Source organism: Brevibacillus sp. NRS-1366 (assembly GCF_050467985.1).
Genome location: NZ_JBITPN010000017.1, coordinates 475,582 through 494,743, shown reverse-complemented (window position 1 = coordinate 494,743; position 19,162 = coordinate 475,582). Strand labels below are relative to the sequence as shown.

Annotated in this window: 17 protein-coding genes; 2 read left to right on the top strand and 15 right to left on the bottom strand. The window is 47.8% G+C overall.

The window, feature by feature from the left end:
- Positions 1-39: 39 nt before the first annotated feature.
- The 8 genes from ACIFQN_RS11430 to ACIFQN_RS11395 are packed head-to-tail and all read right to left on the bottom strand — an operon-like array spanning position 40 to position 7,695.
- Positions 40-786, bottom strand: a complete 747-nt coding sequence (locus ACIFQN_RS11430; protein WP_429833144.1) for a creatininase family protein — start codon at positions 784-786, stop codon at positions 40-42.
- 31 nt (positions 787-817) lie between these two features.
- Positions 818-1,783, bottom strand: coding sequence for an ABC transporter ATP-binding protein (locus ACIFQN_RS11425; RefSeq protein WP_429833143.1), 966 nt, complete (start codon positions 1,781-1,783; stop codon positions 818-820).
- Entirely contained in the window at positions 1,764-2,762 is a 999-nt protein-coding gene (locus ACIFQN_RS11420; protein ID WP_429833142.1) for an ABC transporter ATP-binding protein, read from the bottom strand. Before ACIFQN_RS11420 ends, ACIFQN_RS11425 begins: the two co-directional genes overlap by 20 nt.
- 16 nt (positions 2,763-2,778) lie before the next feature.
- Positions 2,779-3,681: a nickel transporter permease gene (gene nikC, locus ACIFQN_RS11415; RefSeq protein WP_429833141.1), complete on the bottom strand. Its 903-nt coding sequence runs from the start codon at positions 3,679-3,681 to the stop codon at positions 2,779-2,781.
- Positions 3,682-3,700: 19 nt separating this feature from the next.
- The gene (gene nikB / locus ACIFQN_RS11410) at positions 3,701-4,621 is read right to left on the bottom strand and encodes a nickel ABC transporter permease (protein ID WP_429833140.1); all 921 of its coding nucleotides are present in this window, start codon (positions 4,619-4,621) and stop codon (positions 3,701-3,703) included.
- 18 nt (positions 4,622-4,639) lie between these two features.
- A complete protein-coding gene (locus ACIFQN_RS11405) occupies positions 4,640-5,458 on the bottom strand; it encodes a carbon-nitrogen hydrolase family protein (RefSeq protein ID WP_429833139.1) in 819 nt (272 codons plus the stop codon).
- 15 nt (positions 5,459-5,473) lie between these two features.
- The gene (locus tag ACIFQN_RS11400) at positions 5,474-7,018 is read right to left on the bottom strand and encodes a glutathione ABC transporter substrate-binding protein (protein ID WP_429833138.1); all 1,545 of its coding nucleotides are present in this window, start codon (positions 7,016-7,018) and stop codon (positions 5,474-5,476) included.
- A 41-nt stretch (positions 7,019-7,059) separates the two neighbouring features.
- Complete coding sequence (locus ACIFQN_RS11395; protein ID WP_429833137.1) at positions 7,060-7,695, bottom strand: RraA family protein; 636 nt, start codon at positions 7,693-7,695, stop codon at positions 7,060-7,062.
- Positions 7,696-7,918: 223 nt separating this feature from the next.
- Here ACIFQN_RS11395 and ACIFQN_RS11390 point away from each other — a divergent pair, with 223 nt between their 5' ends.
- Complete coding sequence (locus ACIFQN_RS11390) at positions 7,919-9,862, top strand: sigma 54-interacting transcriptional regulator (RefSeq protein ID WP_429833216.1); 1,944 nt, start codon at positions 7,919-7,921, stop codon at positions 9,860-9,862.
- 160 nt (positions 9,863-10,022) lie between these two features.
- Here the strand turns inward: ACIFQN_RS11390 and ACIFQN_RS11385 are convergent, their stop codons facing one another.
- From ACIFQN_RS11385 to ACIFQN_RS11360, 6 genes are all read right to left on the bottom strand, one after another.
- Entirely contained in the window at positions 10,023-11,297 is a 1,275-nt protein-coding gene (locus ACIFQN_RS11385; protein WP_429833136.1) for an MFS transporter, read from the bottom strand.
- A gap of 61 nt (positions 11,298-11,358) precedes the next feature.
- Positions 11,359-11,787, bottom strand: a complete 429-nt coding sequence (locus ACIFQN_RS11380) for a MarR family winged helix-turn-helix transcriptional regulator (RefSeq protein WP_429833135.1) — start codon at positions 11,785-11,787, stop codon at positions 11,359-11,361.
- A 106-nt stretch (positions 11,788-11,893) separates the two neighbouring features.
- Complete coding sequence (locus tag ACIFQN_RS11375; RefSeq protein ID WP_429833134.1) at positions 11,894-12,760, bottom strand: MurR/RpiR family transcriptional regulator; 867 nt, start codon at positions 12,758-12,760, stop codon at positions 11,894-11,896.
- Between the two features lie 33 nt (positions 12,761-12,793).
- The gene (locus ACIFQN_RS11370) at positions 12,794-14,014 is read right to left on the bottom strand and encodes an amidohydrolase family protein (RefSeq protein ID WP_429833133.1); all 1,221 of its coding nucleotides are present in this window, start codon (positions 14,012-14,014) and stop codon (positions 12,794-12,796) included.
- A 320-nt stretch (positions 14,015-14,334) separates the two neighbouring features.
- Positions 14,335-15,921, bottom strand: coding sequence for a glutathione ABC transporter substrate-binding protein (locus ACIFQN_RS11365; RefSeq protein ID WP_429833132.1), 1,587 nt, complete (start codon positions 15,919-15,921; stop codon positions 14,335-14,337).
- Positions 15,922-16,062: 141 nt separating this feature from the next.
- Positions 16,063-16,962, bottom strand: a complete 900-nt coding sequence (locus ACIFQN_RS11360) for a DMT family transporter (protein WP_429833131.1) — start codon at positions 16,960-16,962, stop codon at positions 16,063-16,065.
- A 159-nt stretch (positions 16,963-17,121) separates the two neighbouring features.
- Here ACIFQN_RS11360 and ACIFQN_RS11355 point away from each other — a divergent pair, with 159 nt between their 5' ends.
- Positions 17,122-17,994 carry a LysR family transcriptional regulator gene (locus ACIFQN_RS11355; RefSeq protein ID WP_429833130.1) on the top strand — a complete coding sequence of 291 codons (873 nt, stop codon included), beginning with the start codon at positions 17,122-17,124 and terminating at the stop codon, positions 17,992-17,994.
- 113 nt (positions 17,995-18,107) lie between these two features.
- Here the strand turns inward: ACIFQN_RS11355 and ACIFQN_RS11350 are convergent, their stop codons facing one another.
- Entirely contained in the window at positions 18,108-19,055 is a 948-nt protein-coding gene (locus ACIFQN_RS11350; protein WP_429833129.1) for a DMT family transporter, read from the bottom strand.
- Positions 19,056-19,162 lie beyond the last annotated feature (107 nt).

Below are 19,162 nucleotides of genomic sequence, written 5' to 3'. Positions count from 1 at the left end.
TCCTATCCTTATTCAGTGAGCCGCTGGCCTTCGTATCGCTCAAGAATGGGGGACCTCCCACGATTCATGGAGAAACTGAACTATCCGATCGACGGAACGCTGGACCAGTACCTCGCCTTTTTTACTCGATGCCAATGTTGGGCAACCGATGGTACCTGAATCGGTTTTCGTCGAGTATCGCGAATATTTAATGATTTCTGGAAACAAGTCTTTTTGCTTGGGCAGCTCATCGACGAACTGGCTTGGATCAACCAGATCTGGATACAAGTACATGAGTACCGAGGTCCCTACTTCACCGGCATGCCCGTGCGCCACTTCGCCTGATTCAACAACATCATGATCCTGTGCTTTGATAAATCGCCAGCAATCGATTTGCGCACAACGGATCTCTGGTTGCTCCCGCAGCGTCTGGGAAACATGATTAATCATGGCTACATTGCCAGCGTGTCCGTTGATGAACAGAATGCGTTTAAAACCCCATTTGATCAAACTCTTCACAACATCTTCAAGATACGACTTGTAGCTATCAGGTCTGATCGTGATCGTGCCAGGAAAATCATCCAGCGCTGATGAATCACCCACCTCAAGCGCTGGACCAATGATTGCATTCACACGCGCGGCTACCCTCTCTGCCAGCTTCGTTGCGACCAACAGATCAGAACCAAGCGGCAGATGCGGACCGTACACTTCACAAGCACCTGTCGGCAGCAGAACCAGATCGGTCTGTTTTACACGTTCGGCGAAGGTCGTCCAGCTCATCTCTTTCATATAGTTCGTTGGCTTCATTCGTACATCCTCCTTAGGTAAGCAGGCTTTTTCACTCGTATAAATGGCAAGCGATAAATCGACCGTTTACTCTTTTGAAGTCAGGCTTCACTGTCTTGCAAATTTCCATGCATTCACTGCACCGTGGGTGAAAGGTGCAGCCTGCCGGAGGATTGGCTGGACTCGGCACGTCTCCACGCAGCACGATCCTCTCTTTTTTCAATAGCGGGTTTGGCGTTGGTACTGCAGACAAGAGAGCTTTTGTGTACGGATGCATGGGGGAATCAAACAACTCACGCTTGTCGGCCAACTCCACGATACGCCCCAAGTACATCACCCCGATTCGATTGCTGATATGCTTCACGACGCTTAAATCATGGGCGATAAATAAATACGTCAAATCAAATTGCTCCTGCAAGTCCTGCATGAGATTGATCACTTGGGATTGGATGGAAACGTCCAAAGCCGATACAGGTTCATCAGCGACAATCAGCTTAGGATTTAGCGCCAAGGCACGTGCGATCCCGATCCGTTGACGCTGTCCGCCGCTGAATTCATGACCGTACCGTTTGGCGTGAGCACTGCCGAGTCCGACGACATGTAACAGCTCATCAATTCGTCTGCTTTTTTCCTTGCCTTGGGCGATACGATGAATTTCGAGCGGCTCCGCGATAATATCCCCAACCGTTAAACGCGGGTCGAGCGAAGCGTACGGATCTTGAAAAACCATTTGCATGTCCCGGCGGAGCTTACTCAAATCGGCTGTTGGCATCCCAACCAAATTTTTGCCTTCGTATCTGACCTCGCCCTCGGTCGGTTCAACTAATTGCAAGATCGCTCTGCCCGTCGTTGATTTCCCGCAACCGCTCTCCCCTACCAATCCGAGCGTCTCCCCTTTTAATATCGTAAAATCCAACCCGTCCACCGCTTTTACGTATCCGATGGTTCTGCTGAAAATCCCTTTTCTAATGGGGAAATACTTTTTCAAGTTGCGTACCTCAATTAGCGGCTGACTCATGACCGCTCCACCTCCCCTCGGATGTATGGAGCCAGCATCTACTAAGATGACCCGAACCGATTTCGATCAGTTCCGGCACCTCGACTCGGCAAATGTCCATTGCGTAATCACAACGAGGAGCAAAACTGCAGCCTTTCCGCAACGCCCCTTGAGCTGGCACACTTCCCTTAATCGCGTACAGCCGTTTTTCTTCGGATTCGAGTGTCGGCATCGACTTCATCAGCCCCCGGGTATACGGGTGCTGCGGATTCGTAAACAGAGTGACGACATCGCTTTCTTCCACCACTTTTCCGTGATACATCACAACTACACGGTCACACATTTCTGCGACGACACCCAGGTCATGTGTAATCAATAGGATCGCTGTCCCATTGGTTGCTTTCAGCTCCCGCATCAAATCCAAAATTTGCGCCTGTATCGTCACATCCAAGGCTGTAGTCGGTTCATCCGCTATGAGCAGCTTCGGATTGCAAGCCATCGCCATGGCAATCATCACCCGTTGCCGCATCCCACCAGATAGACGGTGAGGATACTCATCTACGATCTGTTCGGCTCTTGGTATGCCAACGAGCTTCAGCATTTCGATGGACCGCTCCCGTGCTTGCACCTTGTTGTATTTCATATGAATCCGAACGGCTTCTCCGATCTGATCGCCAATCGTGAACACAGGGTTTAGCGACGTCATCGGCTCCTGGAAAATCATCGCCATTTCGTTGCCGCGAATCTCCCTCATTTCCTCCTCAGACAAATGTAAAATGTCTCTGCCGTTAAAGGAGACTGAGCCTTCGACGACCTTTCCAGGCGTTAATCGCATGGCAGACAAGGAGGTTACGCTTTTCCCGGAGCCAGACTCTCCGACGATTCCGACAGTCTCCCCTCCACGTATCTGGATATCCACGCCATCAACGGCAGGTACGACTCCATCGTCGGTGTAAAAATATGTTTTCAATCCTTTGATCGTAAGTATGGCACGCTCCATTCCTACCCCTCCTCTCTTACAGCTTCATTTTCGGATCGAGTGCATCACGCAGACCATCTCCCAGCATGTTAAAAGCCAGCACCATAAACATGATGGCCAGGCCCGGGATCGTGCTGACATGCGGTGCCGACCGCAAATACTCTCTGCCTGTGCTGAGCATCGCGCCCCATTCCGGGGTAGGCGGTTGTGCTCCCATGCCGAGAAAGCTAAGTCCAGAAGCCGTCAAAATCGCAGTAGCTATGCGCATCGTCGACAACACGATAATCGGAGCAACACTGTTGGGGATGACATGTTTAAAAATGATGCGGGAATGGGTCGCCCCCATCGATTTGGAGGCCTCGATATATTCCTTGTTTTTTACCGAGATGACCGAGCTTCGCGATATGCGCGCAAAGGTAGGGACAGAAAAAATGCCAATGGCAATCATCACGTTTCCCATGCCGGGTCCCAAAACACTGACAATGGCGAGTGCGAGTAAAAAGCTTGGAAATGCCATGAAAATATCCATGATGCGCATGACAAGCATGTCGGTCTTCCCGCCAAAATAGCCGGAGATTGTCCCCAGCCCTACTCCGATCATCACGGATATCAAGACGCCTACGATACCGATCATTAACGAGATTTGAGCGCCGTACAGAATGCGCGAGAAAATATCGCGCCCGTATTCATCCGTTCCGAACCAATGCTGGGCAGAAGGAGGCTGCAGAATCACATTCATGTTTTGTTCGATCGGATCATACGGTGCAATCGTACGAGCAAAGATAGCCAGCCCAACAAAAATGACTACCATCCAAAAACCAACCAATGCTCGCTTGTTCTTTTTAAAACGACGGATCATATAGGCCCACGGCGATCGCCTTTCATAGACAGGCTCCGCCGTCTTATTGGCAACGTGCAGTGTGATCTCGGATTCGCTCATCACGCGTCCCCCCTTCGCATCAATCGTATCGAATTCTTGGATCAACCGAGCCGTAGCATAGATCAACAACGAGATTCACGATGACGAACAGGGCAGCGACAAATAAAATGCTGCCTTGGATGGCCGGATAATCCCGAAACTGGATGGATTGAATGATATAGCGTCCAAGACCGTTCATCGAAAAAACGGTTTCCGTGAGAACAGCTCCACCTAGCAGATGACCAAACTCCAAACCAATGATCGTAATGATCGGAATCAACGCATTTTTCAACGTATGCTTGTAAATGACGAGCTTTTCTCGTACGCCTTTCGCGCGTGCCGTACGAATAAAATCTTGATTTATCACTTCTAAAATGCTGGAACGCGTCAACCGAGCCAGCACCGCAGAAGAGGATAGTCCCAGTGCGAGTGCAGGCAAAATGTAATGCTTGAACTGGGTGCTTCCTCCGGACGGAAGCCATTGCAAATAATAGGAAAACACCAAAATCAGCATGATTCCAGACCAAAAGACTGGCATCGAGATGCCGAACAAAGAAACCATCATTGCGGTGTTATCCTGGATGCTGTTTGGTTTCGTGGCAGAAATCACTCCGGCAAACAGCCCAATGATCACCATGATGACTACGGATAGCAGTGTCAGCATAATCGTATTGGGGAATCGCGACAAGATTTCTTCTACCACCGGCCGGTCAGAACGGAGGGAAGTGCCCAGGTCTCCCTGGAGCAACCCCCATACGTAGCTGCCATATTGTTCATACAACGGACGATCAAGTCCCAATCTCTCCGTGACGATTCGAATCTCCTCGGCTGTGGCATCGACACCTGCAATCAGATGGGCCGGATTGCCCGGAACCGAGTGGATGATGATAAAACAAAGAAGAGACACACCGATCAAGGTTGGAATCATTTGCAGCAGTCGCCGCGCAATATAGCTGAGCAAAGGAATACCTCCTTTTTGTTACGCGTACATTCCTGGCATCCTGTGCAAATGTGAGGGCAGCTTCGCCCGTACTTCCTTCACACGAGCCAGGTCGATCCGACAAGGGATCAGGCATTCCGTCTCAGCACCTTGGGCCAGCACCACCCCCATCGGATCCACAATCAGGCTTTGGCCGATGTAATAATCATTGACCTGATTGCACGCCACCACATAAGCCGTGTTCTCCAATGCACGAACAGATACAAGATTTTCCCAATGCCTTTCTTTCACAGGTCCCTTCACCCACCCAGACGGAACGATCAGGATATCTGCGCCGTGCAGCGCCTGATAACGCGCAATTTCTGGGAAACGCAATTCATAGCAAACGAGCAAACCAATTTTGCCAAAAGGCGTTTCAATCGGCGTGAATAACGAATCACCCGGTTTGATATTTTGCGATTCTTGCGCACCGAAAGCATCGTACAAATGTGTCTTTCGGTACGTACTCACGATTGTGCCTTGTGAATCTACGAGGACAACAGAGTTGTATACGCGATCATCCTCGTCATCCTCGTCATCCTCGGTCCGCTCGCGCATTCCAAAGATGACCCACACGTCGTACTTTTGAGCAAGTGCGCACATCCTGCTGACAAATGGACCCTGAATCGTCTCAGCATCGTTTAGCTTCACTTCTCTTGGCGTACCCACTAGAAAGTAGCTCATATACGCCTCTGGAAACACGACCAGGTCTGCGCGATGGATATCCTTTGCCTCCTGCAGCGCTTTTTCTGCTTTTTGCAGATTCACTTGCTTGTCATCCGTCGAACCCAACTGCGCCATCACGATTTGAAAAGACATTCCTCTCACTCCTTTTTATTTTTTGACTACTTTCCGCAGGTCCCAAATATAGGTCGGCTGAAGCTCGACACCCTCCACATTTTTTCGCACGCCTACGTATCCCACGTCCTCATGCAGAGAGATCCACGGAGCCTCTTCCTTGATCAGCTGCAATGCTTCTGCATAAGATTTCTGGCGATCTTCCGGCTTGACCTGCGCTGCCCCCGCTTTTATCAGCCTATCTGCCTCTGGATTGGAATAACGGGAGTAATTCGTTGCATTCGTCGATAACAATCCATCGCTTAAGACAGAATCAGCATCCCCTGTATTGGCTGAAGCTCCTCGTACGAACAGGTCATAGCTGTTTGGATCTTTTAACGATTCCAAATACGCTCCTAATTCAAGTATTTTCAAATCCACATCCAGACCCAGCTTTTGAAGATGGTTCTGGACAAATTCGGCTGCCGGCCGATCTTGAATGACGTTTGCCGCCAAGATTAATCTCAGCTTCGTCCCTTCCTTTACTCCCGCTTCCCCCAGCAATTGCTTTGCTTTTTCCACATCGTACAGATAGGCTCCGACATCGCTGTAGCCAAAGGTTTGCGCCGCCACGGCAGCCGTCGCCATTTTGACTCGTCCTTCGTACAGCTTGTTGACCAGCGTCTCCCGATCGATTGCATAGTTCAATGCCTGGCGTACCTTGATCTGATCTAATGGGGCTTTTGTTGTATTGATTCCGACGTACAGCACACGATTCGTCGCTCTGGATATGATCTGCAAGTCATCCTTGCTCTTCAATTGTTCAATTTCTGATGCCGGCACCTTTTCAATGACGTCTGCCTCACCTGTTTCCAGCATAATGACTCGCGCGGCATTTTCCGGAACCGGCTTAAACGTGACGGACTTCACGCCTGGTTTGCCACCCCAGTATTTCGGATTGGCTTCCAGTACCAACGCATCGCCCGGCGTCCATTCCTTGAAGATGAAAGGACCTGTTCCAACTGGATTTTTAGCAATCCCCTGTTCGTTTTCCTGGATTGACTTGGGACTTAGGATACCGCTTGCCGTAATCGCTAAATTGTTCAGAAACGGTCCCTGTGGCGTGTTCAGGTGGAACACCACTTCTGAATCGTTACTTGTGGTAATATGATCAATAAATTGTCCTACCAATGCACGGCGACTCAGTTTCTTTTCTTTATTCGCTACCCGTTCAAAACTGATTTTCACCGCTTCGGCATTAAAGGGAGTCCCATCATGAAAAGTCACACCTTGGCGCAGCTTGAATGTCCATGTTTTTCCATCCTCGGAAGCCGTCCAGCTTTCGGCAAGTCGCGGTACGATCTCCATTTTTTCGTTGAACGCGACCAACGTGTCCAGGATTTGATAATTGATCAGGCTGGAGATCGTGTCAGTCGCATTGTGCGGGTCCAAGCTCACAGGATCCCCAGTCAAGGCAACGATTAAATCCTTTGCTTCCACTTCTCCGTCTGCCGACGTTGCGGACGAGCCGCAGGCAGATACGAGCAATGTCAACGATAGCAGCAAAAGTCCAGCCGCCTTCCGTACTCGGTTCCATCTCATTCCCGCCATCCCCCTTGGTTTATATCTTTTACCGTCTATCCTTACGACTGCTTCGCTCGGGACACAAAAAGCTGATCGTAACCGCGCTCTTCTCGCAACTGCTTTTCCTTCTGCTGTTTTTCCAGTGCTTTTATGGCGAACTCTTTGGCATGGGCAGGATTCACGACAAAAACCCCATCATCGTCCGCAACCACCAAATCTCCTGGATTGATCCCGACACCACTAATACTGACTGTCGTATTCACTTCTCCTTCCAGATTTAAAGCACGGGTAGTGAGAGCACTTATCCCGCGTGAAAAAATAGGAAAGCCAAGCTCCATAATCGGGCGAACATCCGTCACGCAGCCCGAAACGATGGCTCCGGCTACCTTTTTGGTGACAGCTGCATACGTGATAAACTCGCCCCAGCAGGCGCGCTGTTCGTCGCCAGACATATCTACCACCATTACATCGCCTGGCTCCACCAGTCCAATGGCGTGGCGGATTGCTGTCGCATCGATATGTGGGATGCGTACGGTAACTGCATTGCCAACAAACCGAATCGGACGAAACAGAGGCTGCAAACCTGTCAGAAAACCAAAATCAGTAAGATGGCCAATCGTTGATGGACTCACGGTTTCGTACAGATCGAGCAGCTCTTGTGTAACTCCTTGGACCCTTGGTTTAATCGTAAACACGATAAGCACCCCTTTCCTATATGCATGGGTATTAATGCATGACTTGTGCCAATAGTCAGAACATTCGTTTTACCGTGTTTCTGCGCATCATTCGAGGACAAGCTATCCCATAAGTGGAACAAACGTACCAAAAAAGGAACATAAGAACCATTCTAGAATTATCATTAAATAGAGTGGTTTACTAGAGTATGTCATTTTCCCTAGTCAGGAGAGAGCAGCCTTGATGACGAATATTTCGATACTGGGGCAAGGAGATTTCATCCATTTAGCTACAAGGATCACGGCCATGCTCGGAAGCAAAATGAATGTGAACATCCAAGTATTCGAATCTCATCCGGAAGATTCTGATGACCTGATCCATACATTATTGCCACGTGTGGAAAGAACGGGAACCGATATTATCATTACGGGCCGATTTACCAAGGGACTCTTGGAAAGCAAGACACATATTCCAGTCATCCATTTACACCTCACTCCGTCTGACATTCTTTCTGCTGTAAAAAAATCCATTCCGTACTCCACTCGTATTGCCATCGCCATGTTTGACATTGCTGACCTGAGGTACGACTACTCGGCCCTGCAAGATCTACTAAACATCGAGCTGGAGTACATCACTTATCACACCCCGGAGGAATTGCGGGTAAAAATCAAAGATTTTTCCAAAACAAAAGGCGCTGTCATCGGTACAGGCTTTGCTGTTACCTTTGCCAAACAACACGGCCTTCAGGGCACACTCATTTACACGGAAAAAAGCATCCTCGAGTCAATCGAACGCGCTATCGAAATCATCCATTTTAAAAGAGAAGAAGAAAAAAACAATCAGGAGTTCAAAGCAATCATTAACTCCGTTCGAGATGGAATCATCGCAACAAATGGACACGACAAAATAACCATTGTCAATGATTCGGCCCGTGAGCTGCTTCATCTCTCACCTGAAAGCTTGCTAGGAAAAGAATTGTCGCAAGCCGTTTCACACGATTCTTTTCAGGAACTTGCGAATCATGACCATTTTCAAGATAAAATCATCTCGTTTGCGCACTCGCGTTTAAATACAAACAAGACAGTCATCTACCAACAAGGGAGAAAGATCGGGAACGTATTGACCTTTCAAGACATTACCGACATCCAAAAAATCGAGCAAAAGTACCGACTGGAAAATGAAGCAAAAGGACAGGTTGCCAAAGCGACATTTGAAGACATCATTTGCGAGAATGCCGAAATGAAACGGACTATCGAGCGGGCAAAAAAGTTCTCGTTAACTGACTCAACCGTCCTCATCATTGGGGAGACAGGTACCGGAAAAGAACTCCTTGCCCAAAGCATCCACAATCACAGCAAGAGAAAATCGCATCCGTTTGTCGCCATCAATTGCGCCGCCCTGCCCGAAACGCTCTTGGAAAGTCAGCTTTTCGGGTACGAGGACGGAGCATTTACAGGGGCATCAAAAAATGGGAAAAAGGGTTTGTTTGAGGTGGCGCATAATGGCACTGTATTTCTGGATGAAATCAATTCGATTTCGCTTCATTTTCAAGCCAGATTACTGCGCGTTTTGCAGGAAAAGGAAGTTGTGCGCGTCGGAGGTAACAAGGTCATCCCTATTGATATTCGCGTGCTGGCTGCGGCCAACGAAGATCTGATTCATCTCGTGAAAAACCAGACATTCCGCGCAGATCTTTACTACCGGCTGAATGTGCTAAAAGTGAAGGTTCCACCCTTGCGCAATCGATTGGAGGATATCCCGCTTCTTACCAAGCAATTCCTCAAAAATCAGAGCAAAGAACTTTATCGGCAAATTGAGCCATTTGCAGGGAACCTGTATCACGAATTGAAAAAATACCATTATCCGGGGAACATTCGTGAGCTGCACAATATTTTGGAGCGTTTCTCCATTCTGATGGATCCGGATGAGAGACATACCCCCGAATCGATCAAACAAATCGTTGTGGAATGCATGGACGATCGCTCTACCGAATGGCCGGGCGATGAGGAAAAAATTGAGATAGGGATAAAAGAAAGCTACAGGGAAAGCATGCTGGAGGCGGAGCGGGTCATTATCAAAAAATATCTGGAGTCGTACCATGGGGATAAATCGACTCTCGCCTCAAAGCTTGGGATGGGGAGAACTACTTTTTATCGAAAGCTAAAAGAGTTGGATATTACGCTCTAACACGTGGTAATCCTCTAGGGATGCCCGTTCGCTGCTCTTTTGGCAAAGCTTTGCATCCTTTTTTCGCCAATATACTTCTGCTATACCACGACAATAAAAAACAGCCAGACCTTTTTCTTTCAGGTCCTGGCTGTTTTTTTGTCGTGCATATTCACGCTGTTTAATTCTGAAGCTCTCCAACAGACATACTTGTCTGTTTGGCAATACGCATCGCCATTAATGCTGCGAGCAAACAGACGAGTCCAGCAACGATAAACGGAACGGAATAACTGCCGAGCCATTCCCGCATCACGCCTGCTCCGTAGGCGGCAACCGATGCTCCGACCTGATGAGCCACAACGATCCACCCGAAAATCATGCCTACGCTCTCTTTCCCAAATTCTTGCGCCGCGAGCTTCACAGTAGGCGGAACTGTGGCAATCCAGTCGAGTCCATAGAAAATGGAGAAAATGAGAAGTGTTGTGGGACCGGATTCTAGGGCATAAGGCAAAAACATCAGCGACAGACCGCGAAGGCCATAGTAAATAAACAACAGCTTGCGACTATCAAAGCGATCTGACAGCCACCCTGACAGCGTCGTTCCGATCAGGTCGAACAGCCCCATCAATGCAAGTAGACCTGCCGCGGTCACCTCCGGAATGCCAAAGTCCCCACAAGCTGGGATAAGGTGCGCGCCTATTAAACCATTCGTAGAAAAGCCGCAAAAAAAGAAAGTGCCTGAAAGCAGCCAGAACGTAGTGTTCTTAAGTGCAGAGCGCAGGGCAAGTAATGGCGCCAAAAAGATATTACCGGTAAACGGAGCGGGCGGTGCAACCTCATCACCCCCATATGGAGCAAGCCCTACATCATACGGATGGTTACGAAACCAAATGGCGACAACAATCAGTACGATTACCAGGGCCGCTACAGAAGTAAAAATCGCATAACGCCAACCTGCCTCTACTGTAATTTTTGCCAGTAGCGGCAAAAACAGCAATTGTCCTGTAGCTGCACTGGCGGTAAGCAGGCCAACGACGAGGCCTCTGCGATGTACGAACCATTGATTACTTACGGTAACACCAAGCACATTTGCCATCATTCCAGTGGCAAGTCCCGAAACCAAGCCCCACAAAATATCAAATTGCCACAGTGCAGTCATCAAGGGCGTAAGCGACAAACTGATGGCCAATACGGCCAGAGATATCACGACTACTCTGCGTATTCCGAATTTTTGCAGCAAGGCTGCCGAGAAAGGTCCCGTCAAACCATATAAGAAAATTCCGACAGAAATCACGCTGGAGATGCCTCCTCTGCTCCAGCCAAATTCATTTTCAAACGGCAGCATGAGGATGCTCGGCATGGAACGGATTCCGGCAGATACGAGCAATGTAACAAATGTAATGAAGACAACAATCCAGCCATAATAGATACCTGGAGCTTTCTCTCTCATGTTCATGACAGGTTTCCTCCACCTTTTTATGTTGTTGTTTGTACATACAAGTAAGGTTGAAAAAAATCTACTCTTTCTCAAGCTGCTCGCTCATTATCTCCATTTCTTTGGCGATTTGAATGGATGGATCTACGCCGAGAATCCGTTGGTAGCGGTTGTAAAAGTTTTTGGAAGCTAGGCGAATGGTGCCTTCTAGCTCTCTTCCCTTCTCGGTAGGGTATAGAAATACGTTTTTTCCCTGCACCTGTCGCTCCACTAATTGCTTACGCTCCAATTTATCGACAAATCGAGTAAGCGTCGATGGGGAGATATACAATTTTTCCGCAAGCTCTTTATGCGGAATGCCTGGATTTCCAATGACCAGTCGAATGAGATAGCCATACATAGGGGTCAGTCCTGTCATCGCAAATTCTTCCTCTGCCATCTTGGTTATGGCACGGCTCAAACGGTTCGTCGTAAAAAACAAACAGTTGTGCAAGAAACTTTCGTCAGCCATGTTCCTTCAACTCCGTTTTGTTGTATGTACAACAAATATAGTAGATCGCTTTTTTCCTGTCAACGCAAAAAACCACTGACAAGTGCAACGTCAGTAGTTCTTTCGCCTATTCGATAAATACACCTTGCTTGTGATAAATTTGCTCCAACTGTTTTAGACGTGTCTTTACTTGTTCTTGCCCCTTTTCAATGACGCCAAGTGCAAGCAAATGGAGCAAGGAGATTACCGAAGACATCGATGCTGCTCCCGACTCCACATCGGTGTTGATTTCTGTAGTAAGCGTGATGTCTGCCAAACGGCCAACTGGCGACAGCAACCGATCCGTTACAGCAATGATTGTACTGCCCAAGTTTTTGGCTGTCTCCGCGAGATGAACCGAATCCCTGGAATACCGTGGAAACGAAATGACCAACACGACGGAATTAGAAGGAGTGATAAACAGTTTTTCATAAGATTGCCCACCTGAAGGACATAGATGAACATTCTCACGCATCATCCCAAGCATAAAGGAGATCCAGCTCGCTGCTGAATAAGAGCCACGATGCCCAATGATCAGAACATGCTCTGCATCGTAGAGCGTGTCGACTGCTCTGTGCAGCTCTGCTTCGTTTAGGTTAGCCAGCGTTCTTTGCAAAATGGAGATCTCCTGCTCCAAAGCCCTGACGAACGGGTTCGTATGTGTAGAAGGTTGCTGGATGTCGATGTCCTGCTGGGTGGAGCCAATATTGGTACCTTGCAAAAAATGCTCCCGGATCATTTGCTGCATGTCAGAGAATCCGCTGAATCCGAGTGCATACGACAAGCGGATCACCGTAGTTTCACTGACTTCTGCCTCTCGTGCGATTTGGACAGCGGTTTGGAATGCCGACCTTTCGAGATACTCTATGACATATTGGGCTACCTTTTTCTGAGCAATAGACAATCCGTTGAACTTTTCTTTTAGTAGCTGTTCAAAATCTGTATGTTTTTGCATCTTTTCGCTCTCCCGGCAATCCTGTCTGTTCGTTTACATGGCAGGTGTGTTTATAAAGACAGATTTCCCTTCTAAAAAAACTTCTCGTACGTTCTTTAGATCCCCAATCGTAACCACCGGATTTCCTTGTACGATGAGTATGTCTGCTACATAACCAGGTGCCAACGTGCCAAATCTGTGACCTTGATCGAGGACCTCTGCAGCCGTTTGTGTTGCTGCTTGAATCGCTCGAAGTGGCTCCATTCCCAGCTCGACCATTAATGCGATCTCGTCAGCAACAGGCGTTATTGGTTGTTTGTCTAGGACAATATCGGTACCTGTCGCGATTTTCACACCAGTTTCCAGCAGTTTCGCAAAGTTCTCGCGATAAGCCTTTTCCGATTCGATATAGAAAGACTCGTACAGCTCAAGTGATTCATCTAGCATTCCGTTGCTGTCCGCCAGTTTTTTCAGTCGGCTGTGCGATTGTTCGGCGAGCTGGAAAAAAGTGACCATTGTTGGTACCCATACCAAGCCCTTTTCTTTCATTTGCCTTGCTTGTTCTACAGTCATAAACGTCGCGTGCTCAATCGTATCGAACCCAGCATCGATCGCCATTTGAATAGCTGGTTGCATTGATGCGTGGACACAGCATTTCTTCCCAAGTCGGTGTGCTTCACCTACCGCAGCATCCAGCTCTTCCTGCGTGAATTCCGGAGAGTGAGTGCGATGGCTGGTCATCAATTTGATCCATTCTGCACCAGCCCTTACTTGTTCACGAACGGCTGTGCGAACCTCCCAAGGTCCATTCGCTTCACGCAGAGACCCTTTTAGCTGCCATCCATGCCCTCCAGTCATAATGATGCCTTGATTTACTTCATAGATCCGAGGAGAACTGATGAGTTTTTGCTTACTTGCATATTTCAAGGTGCGACAGAGCCCGTCCTCGGAAGCAACATCTCGAATTGTTGTCACACCTAATGAAAGTGCGCTTCTCAGGTTCGAAGCTGCGAGCAATGTCATCAGCATGTCGTTGTACTCCATAAAGTCGGGTTTGCTGTACCAATAACCAATGTGCACATGCAAGTCAATTAAGCCCGGCAACAATGTACAGCCATGGTAATGAGTGATTTCGAATTCAGGATAACGTGCTGACAATTCGTTCTCCGTACCCACATCAACAATGACTCCCCGACCATCTATGCATATCGCACCCTGGTCGATTACCCGTTCACCGTCACCCGAAATCAAACGATCTACGGCCAAAAGTCTCATCCGAACACACTCCCCAGATTCATTTTTAGTCTCCGGTAAACGCCTGTTGTCTAGACTTTGCAACTGTTGATCAGTAAAAGAAGAAACTCCTTCTTTACTTACTCTATCAGAATGAAATACTTCTCTAGAAATTTATACCACATACAAGTACGGGACGGAATGTTTTTTTAAAAAATAAATGTAATATTCGAAAATTTACACCTGATTTTATTTTCTTTAAAAATGCCCTCTTTTCTTGGACTCATTTTTCCTTGCTTCCCGTACAAAAACGCCGCCGACTCCTTTCGCCGGCAGCGTTTTTCCATTACGTAACTCAATGATTATTCAATGGTGATGTCGTCAATTTCAATGTGGCCAGCAGGACTGATCCAGACTCCTTGTACATTTTTCTGAATCGCGGCGAGGTTCTCCGAATAACGGAACGGGATAAGTGGTGTTTCGTTCATCTCGATTTGTTGTGCTTTCTCATAAATTTGCTTTCGTTTTTCCGGATCTTTTTCACGACGTCCTTCGTCAATCAGCTTGTCCACTTCCGGATTGCTGTAGAACGAGTGGTTGCCAGGTGCACCGTGCGCTTTTGTATGGAATAAGTTCGCCTGGTTATAGTCGGCATCCCCCGTTGCATTTCCCCAACCGCTAATGAACAAATCTGTTTCACCTTTCGAAGCAGCGTCAATATACGCTCCGAATTCCATTACGTTAAGCTGCAAATCAATTCCGATTTGCTTTAGTTGCTGTTGCAAAACTTCTGCCACGCTGATGCGTGCTTTGCTGTCATTTAGCGCAATCGTTGCTTTGAAGCCATTCGGATAACCGGCTTCAGCAAGTAATTGCTTCGCTTTTTCCATGCTATACTCGATATCTTTTACGTTTGGACTGTATCCCACCATTGCCGGTGTAACCGAGGAGTGCGCAGGCGTTCCAACGTTGTTATACACACCTTCGATGATCGTTTTTTTGTCAATGGCAGAAGCTATCGCCTGACGCACACGCACATCGTCAAAAGGCTTTTTCTTTGTATTGATTCCGATGTGGTCCGAAGTAAATGCAGCATATCGACCCAATGTCAATGAAGTTGAATTTTGTACACGCTCTACGTCTGTCACTGGCAAGTTTTCGGCAATTTGCGCTTCGCCAGTCTCTACCATTGAAATCCGGGTCGTGTCTTCCGGAATGGTTTTAAATACGACTTTATCCAGTTTCGGTTGGTTTCCATAATAGGACTCGTTCTTGACCAGGACCACTTCTTGACCTGGTGTCCATGATTCAAATTTGTATGGCCCGGTACCTGTTGGATGTTTGCTCAACTCTTTTCCATACTGTTCGATGGCTTTCGGACTAATGATGCTTCCTTCCGCACTCGCCAGGACGGACAAGAGCGGTGCGTACGGGTAATTGAGAATGAACTGTACCGTATGTTCGTCTACTACCTTTACTTCCTTGATCGCTTCAAACATATTAACTCGGCTGGAACCAACAGCAGGGTCCTGGACGCGAGCAATTGTCTTTTTGACCGCTTCAGCATTGAAAGGAGCTCCATCGTGAAATGTGACTCCCTGTTTCAGCTTGAATTCCCACGTCAAATCATCCAGCTGCTTCCACTCGCTAGCAAGTGAGGGTACATATTGGCTGTTTTTATCCATACGGACGAGACCCTCATAGACTTTGTGGTGAACGATCGCTGCTGCCGGGATCTGGGTCAAGAAATGCGGGTCCAGGTTATTGGCATCTGACAGCCGAGCGATGACAAGTGTCCCTCCCGTCTTTGCAGCCCCGGCTGCTTCTGTGGAATTACCAGTCGGATTGGTTCCAGGTGCCGCCTCCTGCCCGGATGAACAGCCAGCCAACGCTGCCGACACCGCGAGCGTCATCGCGATCAGCGTCTGATAAAAGCTTTTCTTTTTCACGGAATCTCCCCCTGTTTCATTTTGCTAAAATATTTTTACCATTCGAACATGTTTCATTTTATCTACGATTCCGGTTTCCGTTTTACATTCTGTTTACTATAATTTTCATTTTCTTTACAACTTTTTCTATTTAACAAAAAATCAGATTGTCTCGCGAGCTCCTACTCCTGTCTTTACGAGCATCGGGGCTGTACTTTTTCGCTCCCAATTGACGAGGAATATGCCAATACAAATCAGGGCTCCCCCGGCTACTACGTACCACTGCACTTGTTCCCCAAGCAACCACCAGCTGCTGAGGACTCCGAAAAATGGGACGAGAAACAGAAAAGAGCTTGTTTTGGCGGCATCCCCATTTTTTAGCAAATAAAACCAAAGAGAGAACTGCAAGATCGAGCAAACGATCACGAGTACTAGCAAAATAAAGATAGAATTCGTGTTTATATCAAATATGGGCTGCTCGGTAAACAAGCTCAAAAGCGAGAGTGTCACTCCGCCAGCCACCATCTGATAGGCGGCGAGCACCATCGTATCGAATGCACTCCCCCACTTTTTGATGAGCAGTGTAGCGGTAGAAAAGGAGAGGGCGGCCGCAAACGCGAGAAGGGTTCCCTGCTGAAATTGCAGTTGAAACCCTAAAGTAAAGACAACACCCATGAAACCGACTGCTACACCCAACCATTGATAGCCACGGTAAGCCTTGCCCATGAAAAGCGTTCCCAGCACGATGACGATTAGCGGATTCACAAAGGTGATGATCGCCGATTCGCTCGAAGTGATCCAGTTCATGCTGTAATAACCACAGCCCATGACACCTGCCGATTGGAAAAGGCCAATCACAGCCGCCTGGAGCCATTGCTTCCTACCGCGAGGCTGCTGCTTTTTGGAAACAATCAGAGCCAGTACTCCACCTGCTAACAAATAGCGGATCCCCATGAGCAAGAACGGCGGTGCATAATCCATACCGATTTTGCCGATTGGGAACGCGATCCCCATCATACATGTAGTGAGAATAATGAGGCTGAAATAGAACCATTTGTTCATGACGATGTCCTCCGATACGAATGAGATGATTTCTTATTGTAAGGGAGGAAGATCATCATGCATAATGATTAGTAAAGATGCCAGCTATCTATAATTATGATACCAGAAACAAATCTCCACTACTTCGTTACCCTACATGGAACTACAGGAGGGTCATATATGGAAAGTAATGAATTACGCGTGTTTCAAATGGTAGCCAGAGAAGGCTCGATTACAAAAGCCTCGGTACGGTTAGGGTATGTCCAATCCAATGTGACAGCCAAAATCCAGCAATTGGAGGCAGAACTTAACACCGTGCTGTTTTTTCGCCATAATCGGGGAATGACTCTGACTTCCAGTGGAAAAATGCTGCTCGATTACACCAATAAGATCGTCGGTTTGCTCGATGAGGCGACGAGAGCGCTCTCCTCTTCTAGTGAACCAAGCGGACCGCTCATGATTGGCTCGACACAAACAGCAGCGGCTGTCCGTTTACCAACGATACTTGCCTCCTATTACTCGAAGTTTCCCAATGTACGTCTATCGCTAGCTACCGGACATACACAGCATTTGATGGATCAGGTGCTCCGTTATGAGCTGGATGGCGCCTTTATCGGTTGTGAGTGTGATCACCCCGAGCTCGCGTCCATACCCGCTTTTGAAGAAGAATTGGTCATTGCCTCTGCACCAGCTATTACAGACCTGGATGAAGCAGCGAGGAAGCCGATTCTCGTCTTTAATACTGGCTGCTCCTACCGTGCTGTTTTGGAGCAGTGGATTCGGATGATGGGATTGGAACAACCGATTATGATGGAGCTTGGAACACTAGAGGCGATCATCGGTGGTGTTGCGGCAGGTCTAGGTATTTCATTGTTGCCTATTACGGTAATCTGTAAGCTTGAAAAAGAAGGAATGATCGCTACACATCCCATTCCTGCTTCCATGCGGATGATGAAAACGGAATTCGTCACCCGAAAGGATTCTTTTGTAACCAGTGCGCTCCAGGCGTTTATAAATCAGCTGCCCAAAAAAGAAGCAAATGCCTCCTCTTAGAAATGGGGACGAAACGAAGAACCTCCGTCGTTTACCCAAAAGAAAAAGATGACTCTGCTGATATCAGGAGTCATCTTTTGGCCGTTCAAGCTATCGGTTTCCGAACTATAGCCCTACTCCTGAAATTTCCTGCCCAAGAGAATCCCAGTGATGATGCACAACCCTCCGAACAACTGCCAGATAGAGAGATGCTCGCCTACGATCAGGATCGAAAAGATGGCGGCAAACATGGGCTCGCTGCTCATCAACAGTGCCACCCGAGAGGGAGACGTTCGGCGGATCATCACCAACTGAACGTAGTAGGCAATCATGGTTCCAAACACCACCAAGTACCCGGTAGCAAGCCAAAAGGATGGCGTCAGATTGCTCCAGGCAAAGGGTTGGGAAAGAGAAAGCAAACCTGATATAATCGCAACGGTGGAAAATTGGATGACGGTCAACGAACGGGAATCCATGGTCTTTCCGGCTGTCAATTTCTTAGCCATAATCATCTGGATCGCATACCCGAATGCGGCGGCCAACACCAACACATCCCCGAATTTCGGATCAAAACTGTCCTTCATCGTCAAAAGGGTTGTCCCTGTGATGGAGAGAAGTAAAATACCCGCCAAAGAAATCTTCAACAACCTACCTTGAATCAAATTGTCAATGACGGGAACCAAGACGACATACAGGCCGATAATGAAACCGGCATTGGAAGCCGAGGTTGATGTCAAACCAAACGTCTCCAGCAAATAGGTCGCGACCATAATCAGCCCGAGAATAAGGCCGCTGGTCCACGTGGAACGGTCCGCATGGCGCAACACTTTGAAGGTAAAAGGAAGCATGATGATAGCTGTTAGCGTGAACCGAATAAATAACATCTGGAAGACAGGGACAGTTTCTACGACGCTTTTGATGACAATGTAATTGGAACCCCATATCATCGCGATGAGCAGCAGGGAAATGTCCGCCGTCCAATGGGAATTCCATATCCTTTGGACGAGTCTTCTCCACTTATTGACGTTATTTTCAAATGCGTTTTGAGATTTCAGGTAGTTTTGCACCAACAGATTAGACATCCCGTTCATCCTTTCGTCGAAATTTCCGATTTATTTAGTATAAAGTCCTCCTTCTTATTCTTACCACAAAAAAATCCTGGATCAGTAGGCCTAGGGGATTGATAGCA